Genomic DNA, 16822 nt, shown 5'->3' on the forward strand with positions numbered 1-16822 from the left:
GACATGAAACTGGTGCGATACGGAGAACCCGGCGCCGAACGGCCCGGCCTGATCGACGCGCGCGGCAACCTGCGCGACCTGACGGATCACGTCACCGATATTGCCGGCGGCGCGCTGGCCCGGCTCGGCGATCTCAAGCGGCTCTCGCCCGACAGCCTGCCGCTCGTGCCCGACACGCCGCGGCTCGGTCCCTGCGTCGGCAATGTCGGCAAGTTCATCTGCATCGGGCTCAACTATGCCGACCATGCCGCCGAAAGCGGGATGTCCCCGCCGCCCGAGCCGGTGATCTTCGCGAAGTTCACCTCCGCGATTTGCGGCCCGGACGACCCGATCATCCTGCCCCGCGGTTCGGAGAAGACCGACTGGGAGGTGGAGCTCGCCGTGGTGATCGGAAAGCCCGCGAAATACGTGTCCGAAGAGCGCGCGATGGAACATGTGGCGGGGGTCTGCCTCGCCAACGACGTCTCCGAACGCAGTTTCCAGACCGAGCGCCAGGGACAATGGTCCAAGGGCAAGTCGTCGGACAATTTCGGCCCGCTCGGGCCCTGGCTCGTGACCCTCGACGAGATCGCGGACCTGAACGCCCTTCCCATGTGGCTCGACGTCAACGGCGAGCGCATGCAGGACGGCTCCACCGCGGACATGATCTACAAGGTGCCCTTCCTCGTCTCCTACCTGTCGCAGTTCTTCACGCTCCGACCGGGCGACGTGATTTCCACCGGCACGCCCGCGGGCGTCGGCATGGGGATGACGCCGCCGCGTTTCCTGCGCGCGGGCGATGTGGTGGAACTCGGCATCGAGGGGCTGGGGCGCCAGAAACAGCTCGTCGTCGAGGACGCGTGAGCCATGCGCATCCTCTTTGACCTCGACGGCACGCTGATCGACAGCGTGCCCGACCTCCGGGCCCTCGCGAACCGGGTCCTCGCGGGCGAGGGCTGCGCCCCGATCACCCTCGAGCAGGCGCGCGACTTCGTCGGCAGCGGCGCGCCGGTCTTCGTGCGCCGGATGCGCGCGGCCTGCGGCATCCCGGACAGCGAACAGGACCGGCTCTACCGCGCCTTCCTCGACGGCTACGAGACGGCGGTTGACCTGACCCGTCCCTGGCCCGGTGTGCCCGAGGCGCTGGAGGCGCTCAAGGGGGCCGGTCATCGCCTCGGCGTCGCGACGAACAAGCCCTGGCGTCCGGCCTGCGCGGTGCTCGACCATCTCGGCCTGTCGCACGTCTTCGACACCGTGCTGGGGGGCGACAGCCTGGCGACGCGCAAGCCCGACCCGACGATGCTCCACGACGGCTTCGCCGCGCTGGGCGGCGGGCTGCGCCTCTTCGTCGGCGACAGCGAGATCGACGCGGAGACCGCCCATGCGGCGGGGGTGCCCTTCCTGCTCTACGCCCATGGCTATCGCAAGGCGGAGATCCCCGAGCTGCGCGCCGAGGCGGTGTTCGACCATTTCGCGGACCTGCCGGAGCTGGTGGCGGCCACCGCACGGGCGCACGCGCTCTAGCAGGCGGGCCGCCGTCTCCGCACCCCCGCGGAGACGGGCGGGACGGGGCGAGGACACACGCGCCTTCCCGGCCCGGAGGCGACCTGTCGGGGAGGGATCGGATCTCGGCGAACGCACCTGCGACGGCCGCATCAGCAGGGGTGCGGGAACCCGATCCCGCCGGCCCTCGGCCTGCACGCGGCCGTCACCTCCGGCATCAATCCGGGCTTGCCGTTGGCGGCGGTTGTCGTGGCGATCAACCTCGGCACCTGGAGGGGCTGTCCGGACGGGCAGAAGGCCTGCGCCGCCCGACCGCTGTACCTTCCGGTTCCGGCGGGGAGGCTGACCCTCCGGCCGCCGGGCGCCGCGACCGGACGGCGCGTGGGCGTCATTGCCGCCGGCCGCGCGCTCCCGCCTTGTCGGTCTGACCTCTGCCCTTTGCCCGCCGGGCAGGAGGGAGCGAACATCCGACGCCCTGCCTCTCGCGGCCCGGACGCCGGCCATTCCCCGCCATTCGTTGGGGTGGGGCCTTCCGGCAAGTCGCGCCGGAGGGAGCGGTTGCGGCACCGTGACCCGGACCGACGCGGCGGGGTGTCCCCGCCCGATCCCGCCCCGGCTCCGCCGCCCGACCGCGCCGGCGCCTTGCCGTTCCGGCCTCCGCCCCGCGCCCCCCTCGGACCGGAGCGCCTCCCGCGTCCACGTCGACGGGAGGGGCCTGCCGCATCATCCGCCGGGTGCGCGGCGTCGACCCCCTCGGATGCCGCCTGTTTTTTGCGCATGCGGCCAGGCGTCGGGAGCCCAATCGGGCGATATGTCTTCCAATTCGGGGGGCGGGCACCTATATTGACCTCGGGTCACCGCGGCAGACCCCTTGGTTCTCGCGAGCCAACCCGTCGAGCGCATTGCCTCCGCCACGCCCCCTCTCGGGTGGACCGGACAGGCTCAGACCATACCCGTGCCGCGCGAATGGAACCCATTCGCCGGGCGCGCATTGATCAAAGTGAGACAGTGACACAGAGCACCCAAAAGGAGCTCCCCATCAAGGATTCTGCCACACAGACCCCGCCCGAGCCCTATGCCCGCCTCGCCGTTCTCGGCGCCGGCAGTTGGGGCACCGCTCTCGCGACCGTCCTCGCGCGCAACGGACGCCATGTGCGCCTCTGGGCGCGCCGCCCGGACCTTGCGAACGCGATCAACGCCGATCACCGGAATGACGACTATCTGCCCGGTGTCGACCTGCCGCCCGCGCTGGGCGCCACCTCCGATCTCGCCGCCGCGCTCGAGGGCGCGGAGGCGGTGCTGATCGTGACACCCTCCTCGACCCTGCGGCAGATGAGCCAGGCCATCGCCCCGCACATCCCCGCAGGCATTCCCATCGCCCTTGCCTGCAAGGGCGTGGAGAAGCGCACCGGCTACCTGCTGTCGGAGGTGGTGGCCGAGGAACTGCCCGGCCATCCGGTCGGCGCGGTCTCCGGCCCGACCTTCGCGCGGGAGACCGCGCTCGACCACCCGACGGCGGCGACCGTCGCCTTTCCCTTCACCTATGCCGACCGGCTCGAACCGCGCAACAGCCCGGCGGCGCGGCTTGCGCTGTCGCTCTCCGGCGGTGGCTTCCGGCCCTATGTCTCCGACGATCTCGTCGGCGTCGAGGTCGGCGGCGCGGTCAAGAACGTGATCGCCATCGCCTGCGGGATGATGTCGGGCGCGGGCTTTGCCGAGAACACCCGCGCCGCCCTCATCACCCGCGGCACGGACGAGATGAAGCTGCTCGCCCAGGCGCTCGGCGGGCGGCGGGAGACGGTCACCGGCCTTTCCGGGGCGGGCGATCTCACCCTCACCTGTTCCTCCACCACCTCGCGCAACATGTCGCTGGGCTTCCAGCTCGGCCAGGGCATCCCGCGCCCCTCCTGTTTCGAGGGCCGCCCCGTCGTCGTGGAGGGCGAGGTGAACGCGGTCTCCGTCACCGATCTGGCGCATCGCATCGGCGTGCCCATGCCGATCTGCGAGACCGTGCATTCCGTGCTCCACAAGGGCGCCGACCTGCGCGCGGCCTTCACCGCGCTCTGGGCCCGTCCGATCGAGGCGGAGCCCGCCGCGCTCGATCTCTCGCTCGATCATCCCTTCCCCGACCTTCCGCTGCAATTCGGAGACAGAACCCCATGAACGTCCACGCCTCCCCGCGCCCGGTCATCGCCGACCGGCGCTTCACCCTCGCCACCGATCTCGACGGCACGTTCCTCGGCGGCACGGAGGCCGACCGCCGCCGCCTCTACGACTGGATCGAGGCGAACCGCGACACGATCGGGCTGATCTTCGTCACCGGGCGCGACCCGGAATTCATCATGCAGATGTGCCGGGAACGCGGGCTGCCCTGGCCCGAATACGTGGTGGGCGACGTCGGCACCACCATCGCCCATGTGCGCGGGGACGGTCATGTGGAGCCGATCCCGGAGCTCGAGGCCGATATCTCCTCGCGCTGGAAGGACGCCGGCGCGGCGGTGCGCGAGGCGCTCGACGGCCATCCCGGCCTCACGCTCCAGCCGACGCCCTTCCGCTACCGGGTGAGCTACGACCTCGACGCCGAAAGCTTCGATGCGGGCGCGAAGGACAAGGTGGCGGACATGGGCCTCGACTGGCTCATTTCCGACAACCGCTTCTTCGACGTGCTGCCGAAGGGCGTTTCCAAGGGGCCGTCGATCCGGCGGCTCGTCGACCATCTCGGCATCCCGGAGGCGCGGGTGCTCTGCGCGGGCGACACGCTCAACGACCTGTCGATGCTGATCTCCGGCCTGCCCGCCGTGGCCGTGGGCAATTCCGAGCGCCCGCTCTGCGAGCGGCTCGATGCGCATGAGGGCGACCAGGACCGCATCTACCGCGCCTCCGCCCATGGCGCCGCCGGCATCCTCGAGGCCGTCGACGCCTTTTCCCTGCACGACACACCGAAAGGAGACTGATCCCATGTCCTCCAATCTCGTCATCGTCTATCACCGTCAGCCCTATGAGGAAGTCGAGGTCGACGGAAAGATCGAATACCGCGAAAACAAGAGCCCGAACGGCATCGTGCCGACGCTGAAGAGCTTCTTCGGCAAGTTCGAGCGCGGCGCCTGGATCGCCTGGAAGGAGGCCGAGGATCCCGCCAATCCCGATTTCGAGCGGGTGGTGGAGATCGACGACGCCTATGGCACCTACAACGTCTCGCGCCTGCCGCTGACCAGGGAGCAGGTGTCGAGCTTCTACCACGTCTCCTCCAAGGAGGCGTTCTGGCCGGTGCTGCACGGGTTCAAGGAACGCTACAACTATGACCCGGTCGACTGGCCGACCTTCCGCGAGGTGAACTGGGCCTTCGCCGAGGCCGCCGCCGCCGAGGCCGCCGAGGGGGCCGTGGTGTGGATCCACGACTACAACCTCTGGCTCGTGCCCGGCTACCTGCGCCGGCTGCGCCCGGATGTGAAGATCTCCTTCTTCCACCACACGCCCTTCCCGAATGCCGATATCTTCAACGTGCTGCCCTGGCGCCGCGAGATCCTGCAAAGCCTGCTGGCCTGCGACGTCGTCGGCTTCCACATCCCGCGCTACGTGAACAATTTCGTCTCCGCCGCACGCTCCCTGCTCGAGGTCGAGACGCAGAAGCGCGAGAAGGTGAAACCGGAGATGAACGCGGAGACCTCGGCCCTGTCCGAGCAGTCCGTGGTGACCGAGCTGGCCTATGAGGGCCGCACCGTGCGGCTCCAGGCGAGCCCCGTGGGCGTCGATGTCGACTATATCGAAAGCCTGGCCGGGCGCGAGGCGACCGCGAGGAAGGTCGCGGAGATCGAGCGCGAGCTGAACGGCTGCAAGCTCGTCCTCTCCGTCGGGCGCACCGATTACACGAAGGGCGGGATCGAACAGCTCCAGAGCTTCGAGCGCCTTCTGGAGAACCGCCCCGACCTGCGCGGCAAGGTGCGGCTCATGCACGTCTCCGTCGCCGCGAACCGCAACATGACCGCCTATGAGGAGATCCAGCGCGCCCTCGAACACCAGGCGGGGATGCTGAACGGCCGCTTCGGCTCGCTCGAATGGCAGCCCGTGGCGCTGATTTCCCGGCCCATCCCCTTCGTCGATCTCGTGGCCTATTACCGCGCCGCCGATGTGGCCTGGATCACGCCGCTCGCGGACGGGATGAACCTCGTGTGCAAGGAATATTGCGCCGCGCGCACCGATGGCGACGGGGTGCTCGTGCTCTCCGAATTCGCCGGGGCGGCGGTGGAGCTTCCCTCCGCCGTGCCCACCAACCCGTTCTCGCACAAGTCGATGGACGGGGCGATCGCCTTCGCGCTCGAGATGCCGGAGGCCGAACGCCGCGGGCGCATGGAGCGCGCGCGGGAGATGGTGCGCAAGCAGGACGTGCGCTTCTGGGCCGAGGACCAGATGCGCGCCTTCGACACCTCCGACCTCCCCGGCGGCGTGGATTTCGCCGCCGCGTGATTTCAGGCGTTTCTGAGGTGTTTTGGGATGTCTTGTGGTCTTGCGCCGTTGGCGAGGTCGATGGCGGCCTGCCAGATGTGTCGGGCGCGGCGGCGGGGCAGGGTGCGGGGGGTGGTGATGCTGCCGTCGGGCAGGGTGATCTGGCGGTCCCAGTCCGCGTCCGTCAGGTCGCGCCAGCAGACGTTGAGATGCACCGCGGAATGGTGGAACAGGTGCCGCAGCGCGCGCGCCGGCAGGGTTGCGGCGAGATCGGGGGAGGGCAGGGCCTCGGGCAGCTGCGGGATCGCGCCCACGCCGCTGCCCTCGTCGCCCCCGGCCAGCGCCTCGAGCGCCAGCGCCTCGTGGCGGGCGGCATAGCTCACGCGGGCCACGACATGCGCGCGCGTCAGCCCCGGCAGGGCCGAGGGCCCGGAGAGATCCGCATCCGGCAGTTCCATCAGCTTGCGCGCGAAATAGGCCGTGCCGCGGCGCGCCAGCAGCAGGTCCTCCGCCGGGGCGCGGGCGGCGTCGTAGCGCGCGCCCTTGCCCTGGCGGGCCTTCAGCGCGGCCCGCGCCGCGCCGTCGCGGTCGCCCGCAGTGTCGTCCGGCATGTCTTCCGCGGCCATCAGACCTGCCCCTCGACCTTCCTGCGCATGAAGGACAGCGCCTCCATGATCGGCGCGTCCGAGAAGCGGAACAGGTCGAACTGCGTCTCCGCCTGCAACGACCACGGCACCCAGGAGGGCACGACGAACATGTCGCCCGTCTCGAGCGGGGTCCTCTCGCCGTTCAGCACCACCGCGCCCCGGCCCTCGAAGACCTGGAACACGGTCGAGCCGACCTCGTTGCGCGTCGCCGTCTCGGTCCCCGCGCGCAGCCGGTGGAATTCGCAGCGGATCGTCGGCATCACGTCGCCGCCGGTGGTCGGGTTGACGTAACGGATCGCGGCATGGCCGGGCGCGACGGTGGCGGGCTGGCCCTCGTCCTCGAGCAAAAGCTGTTCGCTCAGCGCCCGGTCGGTGAACTCCCAGCGATAGGCGCCGATCGGCGAGGCGACAGTGTCCTGCAGCCCCGAGAGCGGCCGCAGGCCGGGATGGCACCAGAGCCGCTCGCCGCGCGAGAAGTTCGGCGTCGCGTAATCCGTCACCCGGTCCGAGCCGAATTCGAAGAAGCCCACATCCATCTGCTGGCTGAACGGAATGTCGAGCCCGTCGATCCAGGCCATCGGATGATCCGTGTCGTTGTGATGGCCGTGGAAACACCAGCCCGGCGTCAGCAACAGATCGCCGCGGCTCATGCGCACCGGATCGCCGTTCACCACGGTCCAGACGCCCTCGCCCTCGACGACGAAGCGGAAGGCGTTCTGGCTGTGGCGGTGTTCGGGCGCGGTCTCGCGCGGGCCGAGATACTGGATCGCCGCCCAGAGCGTCGGCGAGATATAGGCATGGGGCGCGAGGCCGGGATTGGCCAGCCCGATGGCCCGGCGCTCGCCGCCGCGGCCGACCGGCACCAGCTCGCCCGCCTTCTCCGCCAGCGGCAGCAGCGCGGACCATTTCCAGACATGCGGCACCGCCTTCGATTTCGGATGGATCGGCATCAGGTCGCCGAGCTGGGTCCAGAGCGGGATCAGGCTTTCGTCCTCGAACCCCTTGTAGAGCGCGCGCAGCTCGGGCGTGTCCTCGGGCTGCATCGCATGGTCGACGGTGTCGTGGTCGCGGGTATCGGTCAGCATGGCTGGGCCTCCTTGGGAAGGGAACGCCTTACGCGGCGTCCGGTTGATTGGGCGGGGCCGCCCTGGTGAAGGCGGGCAAATGCTCGAGCGCCTCCTGGATGCGCGCGAGGGTGGGCCAGGTGTCGAGCGGGATGCCGAAGCGGCGGTTGTTCCAGACCTGCGCATAGAGGCAGCAATCGGCCAGGCCCGGCGTCTCGCCATGGCAATAGGTGCCGGTGTCCTGCGATCTCGACAGCTCGGCTTCCAGCGCGTCGAAGGTCAGCGTCACCCAATGGGTGAACCAGTCCTTCTGCGCCGCCTCGTCGGCCCCGAACTGGTCGCGCAGCCGGAACAGCACGCGCAGGTTGTTGAGCGGGTGGATCTCGCAGGCGATCATATAAGACAGCGCCCGCACCCGCGCCCGCCCGTCGGGATCGGCGGGCAGGAGCGGCGGCTCGGGGTGGGTCTCCTCGAGCCATTCGATGATCGCGAGCGACTGCGTCAGGAACCGGCCCTCCCCGGTCTCGAGCGTCGGCACCAGACCCTGCGGGTTCTTCGCGAGGTAGTCCGGCCTGCGGGTCTCCCCGTCGCGCAGCACATAGGGGATATAGTCATATTCCAGCCCCTTGAGGTTCAACGCGGCCCTGAGCCGCGTCGAGGTGGAGGAGCGGAAGAAATTGTGCAGCTTCAGCGTCATCGCCTCAGGCTCCTCAGTCTTCGCGCGGGCCGATCGGGGTCTCGATCCTGCCCAGGCCTTCGATCTCCACGACGCAGGTGTCGCCCGGCACCAGCGGCCCGACGCCCGCGGGCGTGCCGGTCATGATCAGGTCGCCCGGCTGGAGCGTCATCGACTGCGACAGGATCGCGATGATCTCCGGCACCGACCAGATCAGCTCCGCGAGATCGGCGTCCTGTTTCACCTCTCCGTTCACCGTGAGCCGGATCGACCCCGTGTCCGGATGGCCGACCTGCGACACGGGATGCACCGGGCCGATGACGGCGGAGCGGTCGAAGGCCTTGCCCCAGTCCCACGGCCGCCCCTGTTCGCGCGCCTTGAGCTGAAGGTCGCGCCGCGTCAGGTCGTTGCCGATGGCATAGCCCCAGACATGCGACAGCGCGTCGGCCTCCGCAATGTCCTTCCCGCCGGTGCCGATCGCGATGACCAGCTCGGCCTCGTAATGGAAGTTCTCCGTCTCCGGCGGATAGGCGACGGTCTCGCCGCTGTCGACCACCGCATCCGCCGGCTTGGTGAAGAAGAACGGCGGCTCCCGGTCCGGATCGCGCCCCATCTCCCGCGCATGCGCCGCATAATTGCGACCAACACAGAAGATCCGCCGCACAGGCAGACGCTCGTCCACCCCCTCAACCGCAACGCTCGCAGGCAGCGCAGGCGGAAATACATAGCTCATGAGATCGGTCCTTTCGTATTCGGGAGGAAATGTCATTCTGCCGCGGCCCTGACGCCGCTGTCGTCGAGCCCGGTCGAGCCGTAGATCCACGACAGTTGCCGGTACCAGTCCTGCGGGCTCATGCCGCGCATCACATGGTTGCGCACGGCGGCCTTCGCGTCGTCCGGGTGATAGATATATTCGCCGATCAGGCGCGAGTTCATCTGCACGCGGGCGGTGCGGACCTTGCGCATCTCCTGATAGATCTGGAGCGCGTTTGCGATGTCCTCGCCGTGATGCTCGAGGCAATGCGACAGCGCCACCGCATCCTCCATCGCCATGCAGGCGCCTTGCGCGAAATATTGCAGCATCGGATGGGCGGCATCGCCCAGCAGCGCCACGCGGCCGTCGACCCAGTTGGAGATCGGCTCGCGGTCGCAGAGCACCCAGAGCTTCCAGTCGGAGCCGTGTTCGATGATCTGGCGCGCCTTCGGATGGATGTGCTCGAAGCCCTGCGCGACCTCCTCCTTGCTCACCGGGCGGCCGGAGATCGCCTCCTGCACATCGCGGTGATAGGTCACCACAAGGTTGAACACCTTCCAGCCCTTGAGCGGGTAATGCACGATGTGGCATTTCGGCCCGGCCCAGAGCGTCGCGGCGTTCCAGCGCAGGTCCTCGGGCATCTGTTCGGTCGGGATCACCGAGCGATAGGTCGTGTGGCCGGAGATCCGCGGCTCGCCGTCGCCCACCATCTGTTGCCGGATCGGGGAGCGCAGCCCCTCCGCGCCGATGAGCAGGGCGCCCCGGATCGGATCGCGGTCCTTCACCTTGAGCGTCACCGAACTGCCGTCCTGCTCGTAGCCTTCGACGACATGGCTGGTGCGGATGTCGACGAGCGGGCTGTCCTCGCAGTATTTCAGCAGCACGCCATGCAGGTCGGCCCGGTGCACCACCGCATAGGGATTGCCGAAGACGTCGCGGAAGGGCTGGTCGAGGGGGATCGAGGTGATGTCCTCCGCGGTCTGCGCGTCCATCAGGCGCAGCGCGTCGATATAGACCGCCTTCTCGCGCGCCTCGTCGCCGACGCCGAGATAGTCGAAACAGTGGAAGGCGTTCGGCCCGATCTGGATGCCCGCGCCGATCTCTCCGAGTTTCGCGGCCTGTTCGACGACGATGGAGCGGCGCCCCTTGCGGGCAAGGCCGCAGGCGGCGGCGAGGCCGCCGATCCCGCCGCCGGCGATGAGGATGGGAAGGTCGGACATGAGCGTGTCTCCTGTGCTGGGGTCAGCCGCCGATGAGGCGCGGAACGGTGAGGGTGAGCGCGGGGATCATCAGGATCAGACCCACGCGGATGACTTCGGAGCCGAGGAAGGGCATGACGCCGCGGAAGACCGTCGACATCTTCGTGCCCTTGGCGAGCGAGGAGATGATGAAGACGTTGAGGCCCACGGGCGGGGTGATGAGGCCGAGCTCCACCACGATCAGCGCGAGGATGCCGAACCAGATCTTCAGGCTCTCGGTGTCCATGCCGTAGGCGGCGGTGTCGGCGGTGGCGAATTCGCCGCCGTTGAGCGCCACGAGCGTCGGCCAGAAGAAGGGCACGACGACGAGGATCATCGCGAGGCTCTCCATGAAGCAGCCGAGCACGACGAAGGCGATCAGCATCACGATCAGCACCAGCATCGGGTCGAGCCCGGAATTGAGCGCCCAGTCCGACAGCGCCTGCGGCAGGCCGGTGCGGGTGAAGAAGCCCTTCAGCACCTCCGCGCCGAACAGGATGAGGTAGATCATGCCCGAGGTGATCGCGGTGGCGCGGATCGCGCGGACGAGCCCGGCGAAATTGAGCCCTTCGCCTGTCAGCCCGCGCAGCACGAAGCCGTAGAGCGCGATGAGGAACACGCCGATGGAGGCGGCGGGCGTGGGGGTGAAGAGGCCGAAGCCGAGCCCGAGGATGATCGCGCCGAAGATGGCGATCACCGGAAACAGGCGCCTGAGCGCGGCATTGCGTTCCGCGCGCGCCATCGGCCGCGGCTCGGGCGCGAGGTCGGGGCGCACGCGCACGAGGATGGCGATCACCGCGATGAAGGAGAACACCGCCAGAAGGCCGGGGACCACGGCGGCCTGGAACATCCTCAGGATCGAGCCCTCGACGATGATCGCATAGATCACCAGCGCGACGGAGGGCGGGATCAGGATGCCGAGCGTGCCGCCCGCGGCGAGGGCGCCGGCGGAGAGGCGGTCGTGATAGCCGAGCTTCTTCAGCTCGGGCAGGGCGACCTTGCCCATCGTTGCGGCGGTGGCGAGCGAGGAGCCGCAGACCGCGCCGAACCCGCCGCAGGCCGCGACGGCGGCCATGGCGACCCCGCCGCGCAGGCGCGAGAGCAGCGCCTCGAGCCCCTTGAACAGGTCCGAGGACAGCCGCGCCTCGGCGGCGATATAGCCCATCAGGACAAAGAGGGGGACGACCGAGAGGTCGTAATTGGCGACATTCTCCCACAGCAGCGACTTGAACTGCCGCAGGTAGGGGACGAAGCGCACATAGGGAACCGCATGCGACAGCACCCATGTGCCGCCGACCCCGACGAGGATCATCGCGATGCCGACGGGCATGCGCAGCATGAGAAGGCCGAACAGGACGACGAGGCCGAGGACGCCGATGGTGATCGGATCAGGCATAGTTGTGGTCTCCGATCATCTGGGAAAGGCAGGTGAGCGCCCAGAGCACGAGCGAGGCGATGCCGGGAATGTAGAAGGGCCAGATCGGCCAGCCGAGCACGCCCGCCTCGGCCGCGTCGCCCTTCGCCTCCAGCAGGCCCTGGCCCATCCACCAGGCGAGGAACAGCGCGACGGCGGCGGTCAGCAGCAGCCAGGCCCGGTCGAGCGCCCATCGGACACGCTGCGGCGCGTTCGAGACGAAGAGGTCGACGGCGACATGGCCGCGGCTCGCCTGGCAATAGGGAAAGAACATCAGCGCGGCGCCGGAAATGGCGAGCTTGACGAAATCCTCGTAGCCGGGAAGGCCGGCGACGTCGCGGCCGAGCGGGGCGACGATGCGGTCGAGGATGAAGGCGCCGGTATTCGTCGTGGTGACCAGAACGATGGCGGCGAGGATCACTCCGCCGAGCATGGCGAAGGCGTCGGCCAGACGCGAGATCAGTGCATGCATAGCGTGACCTCCCTTCCTGGGGGTGGGTGGAACAGGTGATCTGCCGGAGGGAGGCACGCGCGTCCCGCGCGCCTCCCCCCGAAGCTCATTCGCCGTGGGCTTCGGCCACCGCGGCGCGCGCGGCCTCGACGAGCGCGGCGCCGTCGATGCCCTTGGCGGACACTTCCTCGATCCAGCGCTCGACGACGCGCTCTCCGGCGGCGTCGAATTTCGCGGCCTCCTCCTCGGAGAAGGTGTTGCGCACCACCCCGGCCTCGTCGAGCGCGGAAATCCCCGGCTCCTCGAAGGTTTCCCACATCGTGCCGATCTCCTCGGCGACGTTCATGCGGGAATTGTTGTCGATCACCGCCTTCAGGTCGTCAGGCAGATCTTCGTAGACGTCCTTGTTCATCGCCACCATGAAGACGGCGGTGCCGAACCGGTCTCCGTCGGGCAGCTCGGCGGTGTATTTGTCGAGCTCCTGGAGCTTCAGCGCGGGCGCGATCTCGTAGGTGGTCATCGCGCCGTCGATCACGCCCTTGGACATGGATTCCGGGATCGCGTTGACCGGCAGGCTCACCGGCTCTGCGCCGATCTCCTCGATCAGCCAGGCACCGGTGCGCGAGGGCGTGCGCAGCTTCATGCCCGCGACATCCTCGTAGGTCGTCACCTCGCGGTTCGCGGAATGGATCAGGTTGCCGTCATTGGCCTGAAGGAAGAGCACATGCACGTCCTTGAAATCCTCGGCGAGAAGGTCGAGCGAGGCATTGAGCGCGATCGTGGTGTCGCGGGCCGATCCCTTGTGCACGGTCGGCAGTTCGAACACCTCGCTGCGCGGGAAGACGCCGGGCGTGTAGCCGAGCAGCGTCCAGACGATGTCGGCGGTCCCGTCGCGGACCTGGCCGTAGAGCTCGGCGGGCGTGCCGCCCATGGACATGGACGGATAGATCTGGATGTCGATCCGCCCGTCGCTTTCCTCCATCACCTTCTCGGCCCAGGGCTCGAGCATCACCTTGTGGGCATTGGCCACAGGGGGCAGGAAATGATGCACGATGAGGGTGACGTCCTGGGCGACGGCCGATCCGGCGGCGACGGTCGCGAGCGCCGTGGCGGCAAGCAGACCGCGCAGTTTTGCCTTCGAAAACATGTAGAGCTCCTCCTGATTTTCGCGGGCGCACTCCCGTTGCGCCACTTCGTGAGTATGATTACGCTTGATCTGAGTCAAGTTGATAAGCACACTTATTATTGATGCAGGTCAGGGCAGGGGAGACGGCCGGGGACGCCGCGCCGCCGCCTAAACGGGGGAGATTCCACATGAAACTCGAGATTCACAACATGGCGGGTCACCTGATCCGGCGGCTCAACCAGATTTCCATGTCGGTCTTCACCGAGCGGATGAAGGCAGAGGGACAGGCCATCACCTCGGTGCAATTCGCCGCGATGAACGCGATCCGGGCGAATCCCGGCCTCGACCAGGCGCGGCTGGCGGAAATCATCGCCTATGACCGCGCGACGATCGGCGGCGTCGTGGACCGGCTGGAGGCCAAGGGCTTTGTCTGCCGCGAGGTCAGCGCACGCGACCGCCGGGCGCGGGTGGTCACCCTCACCGCCGAAGGCGAGGCGGTGCTGGCCCGGCTGATCCCGGTGGTGCGCGACTTTCAGGACGACATCCTGTCTGGCCTCGACGCGACGGAACGCGCGCAATTCCTGAAACTCGCGCAAAAGGCGGCGGATTCGGGCAACCACCTGAGCCGCGCACCGCAGGTTCTCGAGCGAAAGGGCTGATCCGCCCGTTCCTGCACCGCAGACCCCGTTGCTCCGCCCGCCTTCCGCGCGCGGGGTTTTTCATTGGAAACAAGGTCCAGGCCGGTTTCTGCGCCTGCGTAATCAGTTCCGTTTTGTAATTGTTCATTGACATAACAATTAAGCGGCCGCATGTTTTCGCCAAAGGGAGGATTTCGATGCGGATCGAGGGAATGACCGCGGTCGTGACCGGCGCGGGAAGCGGGCTCGGGCTCGCCACCGCGAAACGGCTCGCCGCGCAGGGCGCGAAGCTGGCGGTGCTCGACCTGTCGCCGCAGGCGGCGGAGGCGGCGGCGCGCGAGGTCGGCGGGCTCGGCCTGGCGGCGGATGTGAGCGACGTGACCGCGCTCGAGGCGGCCTTTGCCCGCATCGAAGACCGGCTCGGACCGCCCCGCATCGTCGTGTCCTGCGCGGGCATCGGCACGGCCGCCCGCATCCTGCCGCGCGACGGCAGCCTGACGGTCGACAGCTTCGCCCGGACGCTCCAGGTCAACCTGACCGGCACCTATGCGGTGATGAACCTCGCCGCCCGCGCCATGGCCGCCGCCGATCCGGTGGAGGGCGACGAAGACGGCGCGCGCGGCGTGATCGTGAACACCGCCTCCGTCGCCTTCGAGGACGGCCAGATCGGCCAGGCGGCCTATGCCGCCTCCAAGGGCGGGGTGGCCTCGATGACCCTGCCCGCGGCCCGCGAACTGGCGCGCTTCGGCATCCGGGTGATGGCGATCGCGCCGGGCCTCTTCGAAACCGCGATGAGCGCGGGCCTGCCTGAGGACATCCGCGCGGAGATCCTGAAATCCGTGCCCTATCCCTCGCGGATGGGGCAGCCCGACGAATACGCCCGCCTCGTGCAGGCCATCGTCGAGAACCCGATGCTCAACGGCACGGTGATCCGGCTCGACGCCGCCACCCGCATGCCGATCAAGTAAGAAGACCAGACAATGACCAGCGAGATCCTCAAGACCGAGATCGAGGGGCCGATTGCCACTCTGACCATGAACCGCCCCGGCAAGCGCAACGCCATGTGCGACGCGCTGCTCGCCGCGCTCGACAGCTTCTTCTCCGCGCCGCCGGACGGCGTGCGGGTGGTGATCCTGACCGGCACCGAAGGGCATTACTGCTCCGGCCTCGACCTGTCCGAACATGTCGCCCGCGATGCGGAGGGGACGATGCGCCATTCGCGCAACTGGCATGCGGTGATGGAAAAGATCCAGTTCGGCGGCCTGCCGGTGGTCTCCGCCATGTTCGGCGCGGTGATCGGCGGCGGGCTCGAACTGGCGGCGGCCACCCATGTGCGGATCGCGGAACCCTCGACCATCTTCCAGTTGCCCGAGGGGATGCGCGGCATCTTCGTCGGCGGCGGGGCCTCGGTGCGGATCGGGCGCATCCTCGGCGCCGACCGGCTGTGCGAAATGATGCTGACCGGGCGCAAGTACGATGCGGAGGAGGGGCTGGCGCTCGGCCTCGCCCATTATACGGCGGACGAGGGCGAGGCGATGGACCTCGCGCGCAAACTCGCGGCGAAGATCGCGAAGAACGCCACCCTGTCCAATTACATGATGATCCAGGCCATCGCCCGGATCGAGGACATGTCGAAAACCGACGGGCTGTTCATGGAAAGCATGTGCGCCGCCGTGTCCCAGACGAGCAAGGATGCGGAGGAGGGGCTTCGGGCCTTCCTCGAAAAGCGCCCGCCGGTCTTCCGGTAGGATGCTTCGGGCGGGGCGGCCGGGGAGGGCGGCCCCGTCCCAAGAGGTGAAGAGCCCGGACAGCGGGCCGCATGTCATGATCTTGGGAGGACTTCACATGACGCAGATGACCCGCCGCATGGCGCTCGCGACGATGGGCGCCGCCCTCGCGACCCCGGCCTATCTCGAAAAGGCACATGCCGCCGAAGTGACGCTGCGCGTCGCGCATTTCCTGCCCGGCGTCGCGCCGATGCAGACCCGCTTCTTCGATGTCTGGGCAAAGGAGATCTCCGACGCTTCCGAGGGCGCGATCGAGTTCCAGATGTTCCCGGCGATGCAGCTCGGCGGCAAGGCGCCGCAACTCGCCGACCAGGCGCGCCAGGGGATCTCCGACATCTCCTGGACCCTGCCGGTCTACACGCCCGACCGCTTCCCCGTGGCCGAGACCTTCGCGCTGCCCTTCATGGTCAGGAACGCCGAGAAGACCTCCATCGCCATGCACCAGCTCATGGAGGAATTCGGCCAGGACGAATACCGCGGGCTGAAACCGCTCGCCTTCCACACCCATGACGGCGGCAAGTTTCACATGCGCGGGCAAAGGATCAATGCCGCCGAGGACCTGAAGGGGCTGAAACTGCGCGCCCCGAACCAGGCGACCGGAGAGATGCTGACGCTCATGGGGGCCGAGACCGTGTTCTTCCCGGTGACGGAGATGGTCGTCGGCCTGTCGAACGGCGTGATCGACGGCTGTTGCCTGCCCTATGAGGTGGTGCCCGCCTACAAGCTCCAGGAGCTGACCACGGTGAGCAACGAACCCGAGGCGGGCGGGCGCGGCATCTATTGCAACACCTTCTCCCTGGTGATGAACGAGCGCAAGTACGAGGGCCTGTCCGACGACCTGCGCAAGGTGATCGACGACCATTCCGGCGCGGACCTGTCGCGCCGCCTCGGCGCCCAGTTCGACGAATTCGAGGCCTTCGGCCGCTCGATGGTCGAGAAACAGGGCAACGAGATCCACACCATCCCCGCCGCCGAGATCGAGCGCTGGCGCGAGATGGCCGCGCCGATCTACGACACCTGGGCGAAGAAGCTCGAGGATGCGGGGCTCGACGGCACCGCCATCGTCGCCCGCGCCGACGAGCTGCTCGACGCGCAGGGGTGA

Annotated in this window: 17 protein-coding genes; 9 read left to right on the plus strand and 8 right to left on the minus strand. The window is 68.4% G+C overall.

Annotated features, from left to right (window positions below; all coding sequences use genetic code 11):
- The first annotated feature begins 3 nt into the window (after positions 1-3).
- From P73_RS07345 to ggpS, 5 genes are all read left to right on the plus strand, one after another.
- Positions 4-843: a fumarylacetoacetate hydrolase family protein gene (locus tag P73_RS07345; RefSeq protein WP_043869093.1), complete on the plus strand. Its 840-nt coding sequence runs from the start codon at positions 4-6 to the stop codon at positions 841-843.
- 3 nt (positions 844-846) lie between these two features.
- The gene (gene gph, locus P73_RS07350) at positions 847-1503 is read left to right on the plus strand and encodes a phosphoglycolate phosphatase (protein WP_043869094.1); all 657 of its coding nucleotides are present in this window, start codon (positions 847-849) and stop codon (positions 1501-1503) included.
- Positions 1504-2520: 1017 nt separating this feature from the next.
- Entirely contained in the window at positions 2521-3645 is a 1125-nt protein-coding gene (locus P73_RS07360) for an NAD(P)H-dependent glycerol-3-phosphate dehydrogenase (RefSeq protein ID WP_052453544.1), read from the plus strand.
- A complete protein-coding gene (locus P73_RS07365) occupies positions 3642-4436 on the plus strand; it encodes an HAD-IIB family hydrolase (protein WP_043869096.1) in 795 nt (264 codons plus the stop codon). The genes P73_RS07360 and P73_RS07365 overlap by 4 nt, the downstream gene beginning before the upstream one ends.
- Positions 4437-4440: 4 nt before the next feature.
- Entirely contained in the window at positions 4441-5946 is a 1506-nt protein-coding gene (ggpS, locus tag P73_RS07370; protein ID WP_043869097.1) for a glucosylglycerol-phosphate synthase, read from the plus strand.
- Positions 5947-5948: 2 nt separating this feature from the next.
- On the opposite strand, the gene P73_RS07375 is transcribed toward ggpS, so the two are convergent.
- From P73_RS07375 to P73_RS07410, 8 genes are all read right to left on the minus strand, one after another.
- Complete coding sequence (locus P73_RS07375; RefSeq protein ID WP_202966942.1) at positions 5949-6551, minus strand: maleylpyruvate isomerase N-terminal domain-containing protein; 603 nt, start codon at positions 6549-6551, stop codon at positions 5949-5951.
- Positions 6551-7657, minus strand: a complete 1107-nt coding sequence (locus P73_RS07380; protein WP_043868059.1) for a cupin domain-containing protein — start codon at positions 7655-7657, stop codon at positions 6551-6553. Before P73_RS07380 ends, P73_RS07375 begins: the two co-directional genes overlap by 1 nt.
- A gap of 28 nt (positions 7658-7685) precedes the next feature.
- The gene (gene maiA, locus P73_RS07385) at positions 7686-8333 is read right to left on the minus strand and encodes a maleylacetoacetate isomerase (RefSeq protein WP_043869098.1); all 648 of its coding nucleotides are present in this window, start codon (positions 8331-8333) and stop codon (positions 7686-7688) included.
- A 13-nt stretch (positions 8334-8346) separates the two neighbouring features.
- Positions 8347-9045 (minus strand): fumarylacetoacetate hydrolase family protein, encoded by a 699-nt coding sequence (locus tag P73_RS07390; protein WP_043869099.1) that lies wholly within the window; start codon positions 9043-9045, stop codon positions 8347-8349.
- Between the two features lie 32 nt (positions 9046-9077).
- A complete protein-coding gene (locus P73_RS07395; protein WP_043869100.1) occupies positions 9078-10286 on the minus strand; it encodes a 3-hydroxybenzoate 6-monooxygenase in 1209 nt (402 codons plus the stop codon).
- A 22-nt stretch (positions 10287-10308) separates the two neighbouring features.
- Positions 10309-11700, minus strand: a complete 1392-nt coding sequence (locus P73_RS07400) for a TRAP transporter large permease (RefSeq protein WP_043869101.1) — start codon at positions 11698-11700, stop codon at positions 10309-10311.
- A complete protein-coding gene (locus P73_RS07405; protein ID WP_043869102.1) occupies positions 11693-12190 on the minus strand; it encodes a TRAP transporter small permease in 498 nt (165 codons plus the stop codon). The genes P73_RS07400 and P73_RS07405 overlap by 8 nt, the downstream gene beginning before the upstream one ends.
- Before the next feature lie 85 nt (positions 12191-12275).
- Positions 12276-13316: a TRAP transporter substrate-binding protein gene (locus tag P73_RS07410; protein WP_043869103.1), complete on the minus strand. Its 1041-nt coding sequence runs from the start codon at positions 13314-13316 to the stop codon at positions 12276-12278.
- A 167-nt stretch (positions 13317-13483) separates the two neighbouring features.
- Here P73_RS07410 and P73_RS07415 point away from each other — a divergent pair, with 167 nt between their 5' ends.
- From P73_RS07415 to P73_RS07430, 4 genes are all read left to right on the plus strand, one after another.
- Positions 13484-13954 carry a MarR family winged helix-turn-helix transcriptional regulator gene (locus P73_RS07415; RefSeq protein ID WP_043869104.1) on the plus strand — a complete coding sequence of 157 codons (471 nt, stop codon included), beginning with the start codon at positions 13484-13486 and terminating at the stop codon, positions 13952-13954.
- A 176-nt stretch (positions 13955-14130) separates the two neighbouring features.
- Positions 14131-14901 carry an SDR family NAD(P)-dependent oxidoreductase gene (locus tag P73_RS07420; RefSeq protein ID WP_043869105.1) on the plus strand — a complete coding sequence of 257 codons (771 nt, stop codon included), beginning with the start codon at positions 14131-14133 and terminating at the stop codon, positions 14899-14901.
- Between the two features lie 12 nt (positions 14902-14913).
- Entirely contained in the window at positions 14914-15681 is a 768-nt protein-coding gene (locus tag P73_RS07425; RefSeq protein WP_043869106.1) for a crotonase/enoyl-CoA hydratase family protein, read from the plus strand.
- 97 nt (positions 15682-15778) lie between these two features.
- A complete protein-coding gene (locus tag P73_RS07430) occupies positions 15779-16822 on the plus strand; it encodes a TRAP transporter substrate-binding protein (protein ID WP_245629248.1) in 1044 nt (347 codons plus the stop codon).

The sequence above is a fragment of the Celeribacter indicus genome (assembly GCF_000819565.1).
Classification (GTDB): Bacteria; Pseudomonadota; Alphaproteobacteria; order Rhodobacterales; family Rhodobacteraceae; genus Celeribacter; species Celeribacter indicus.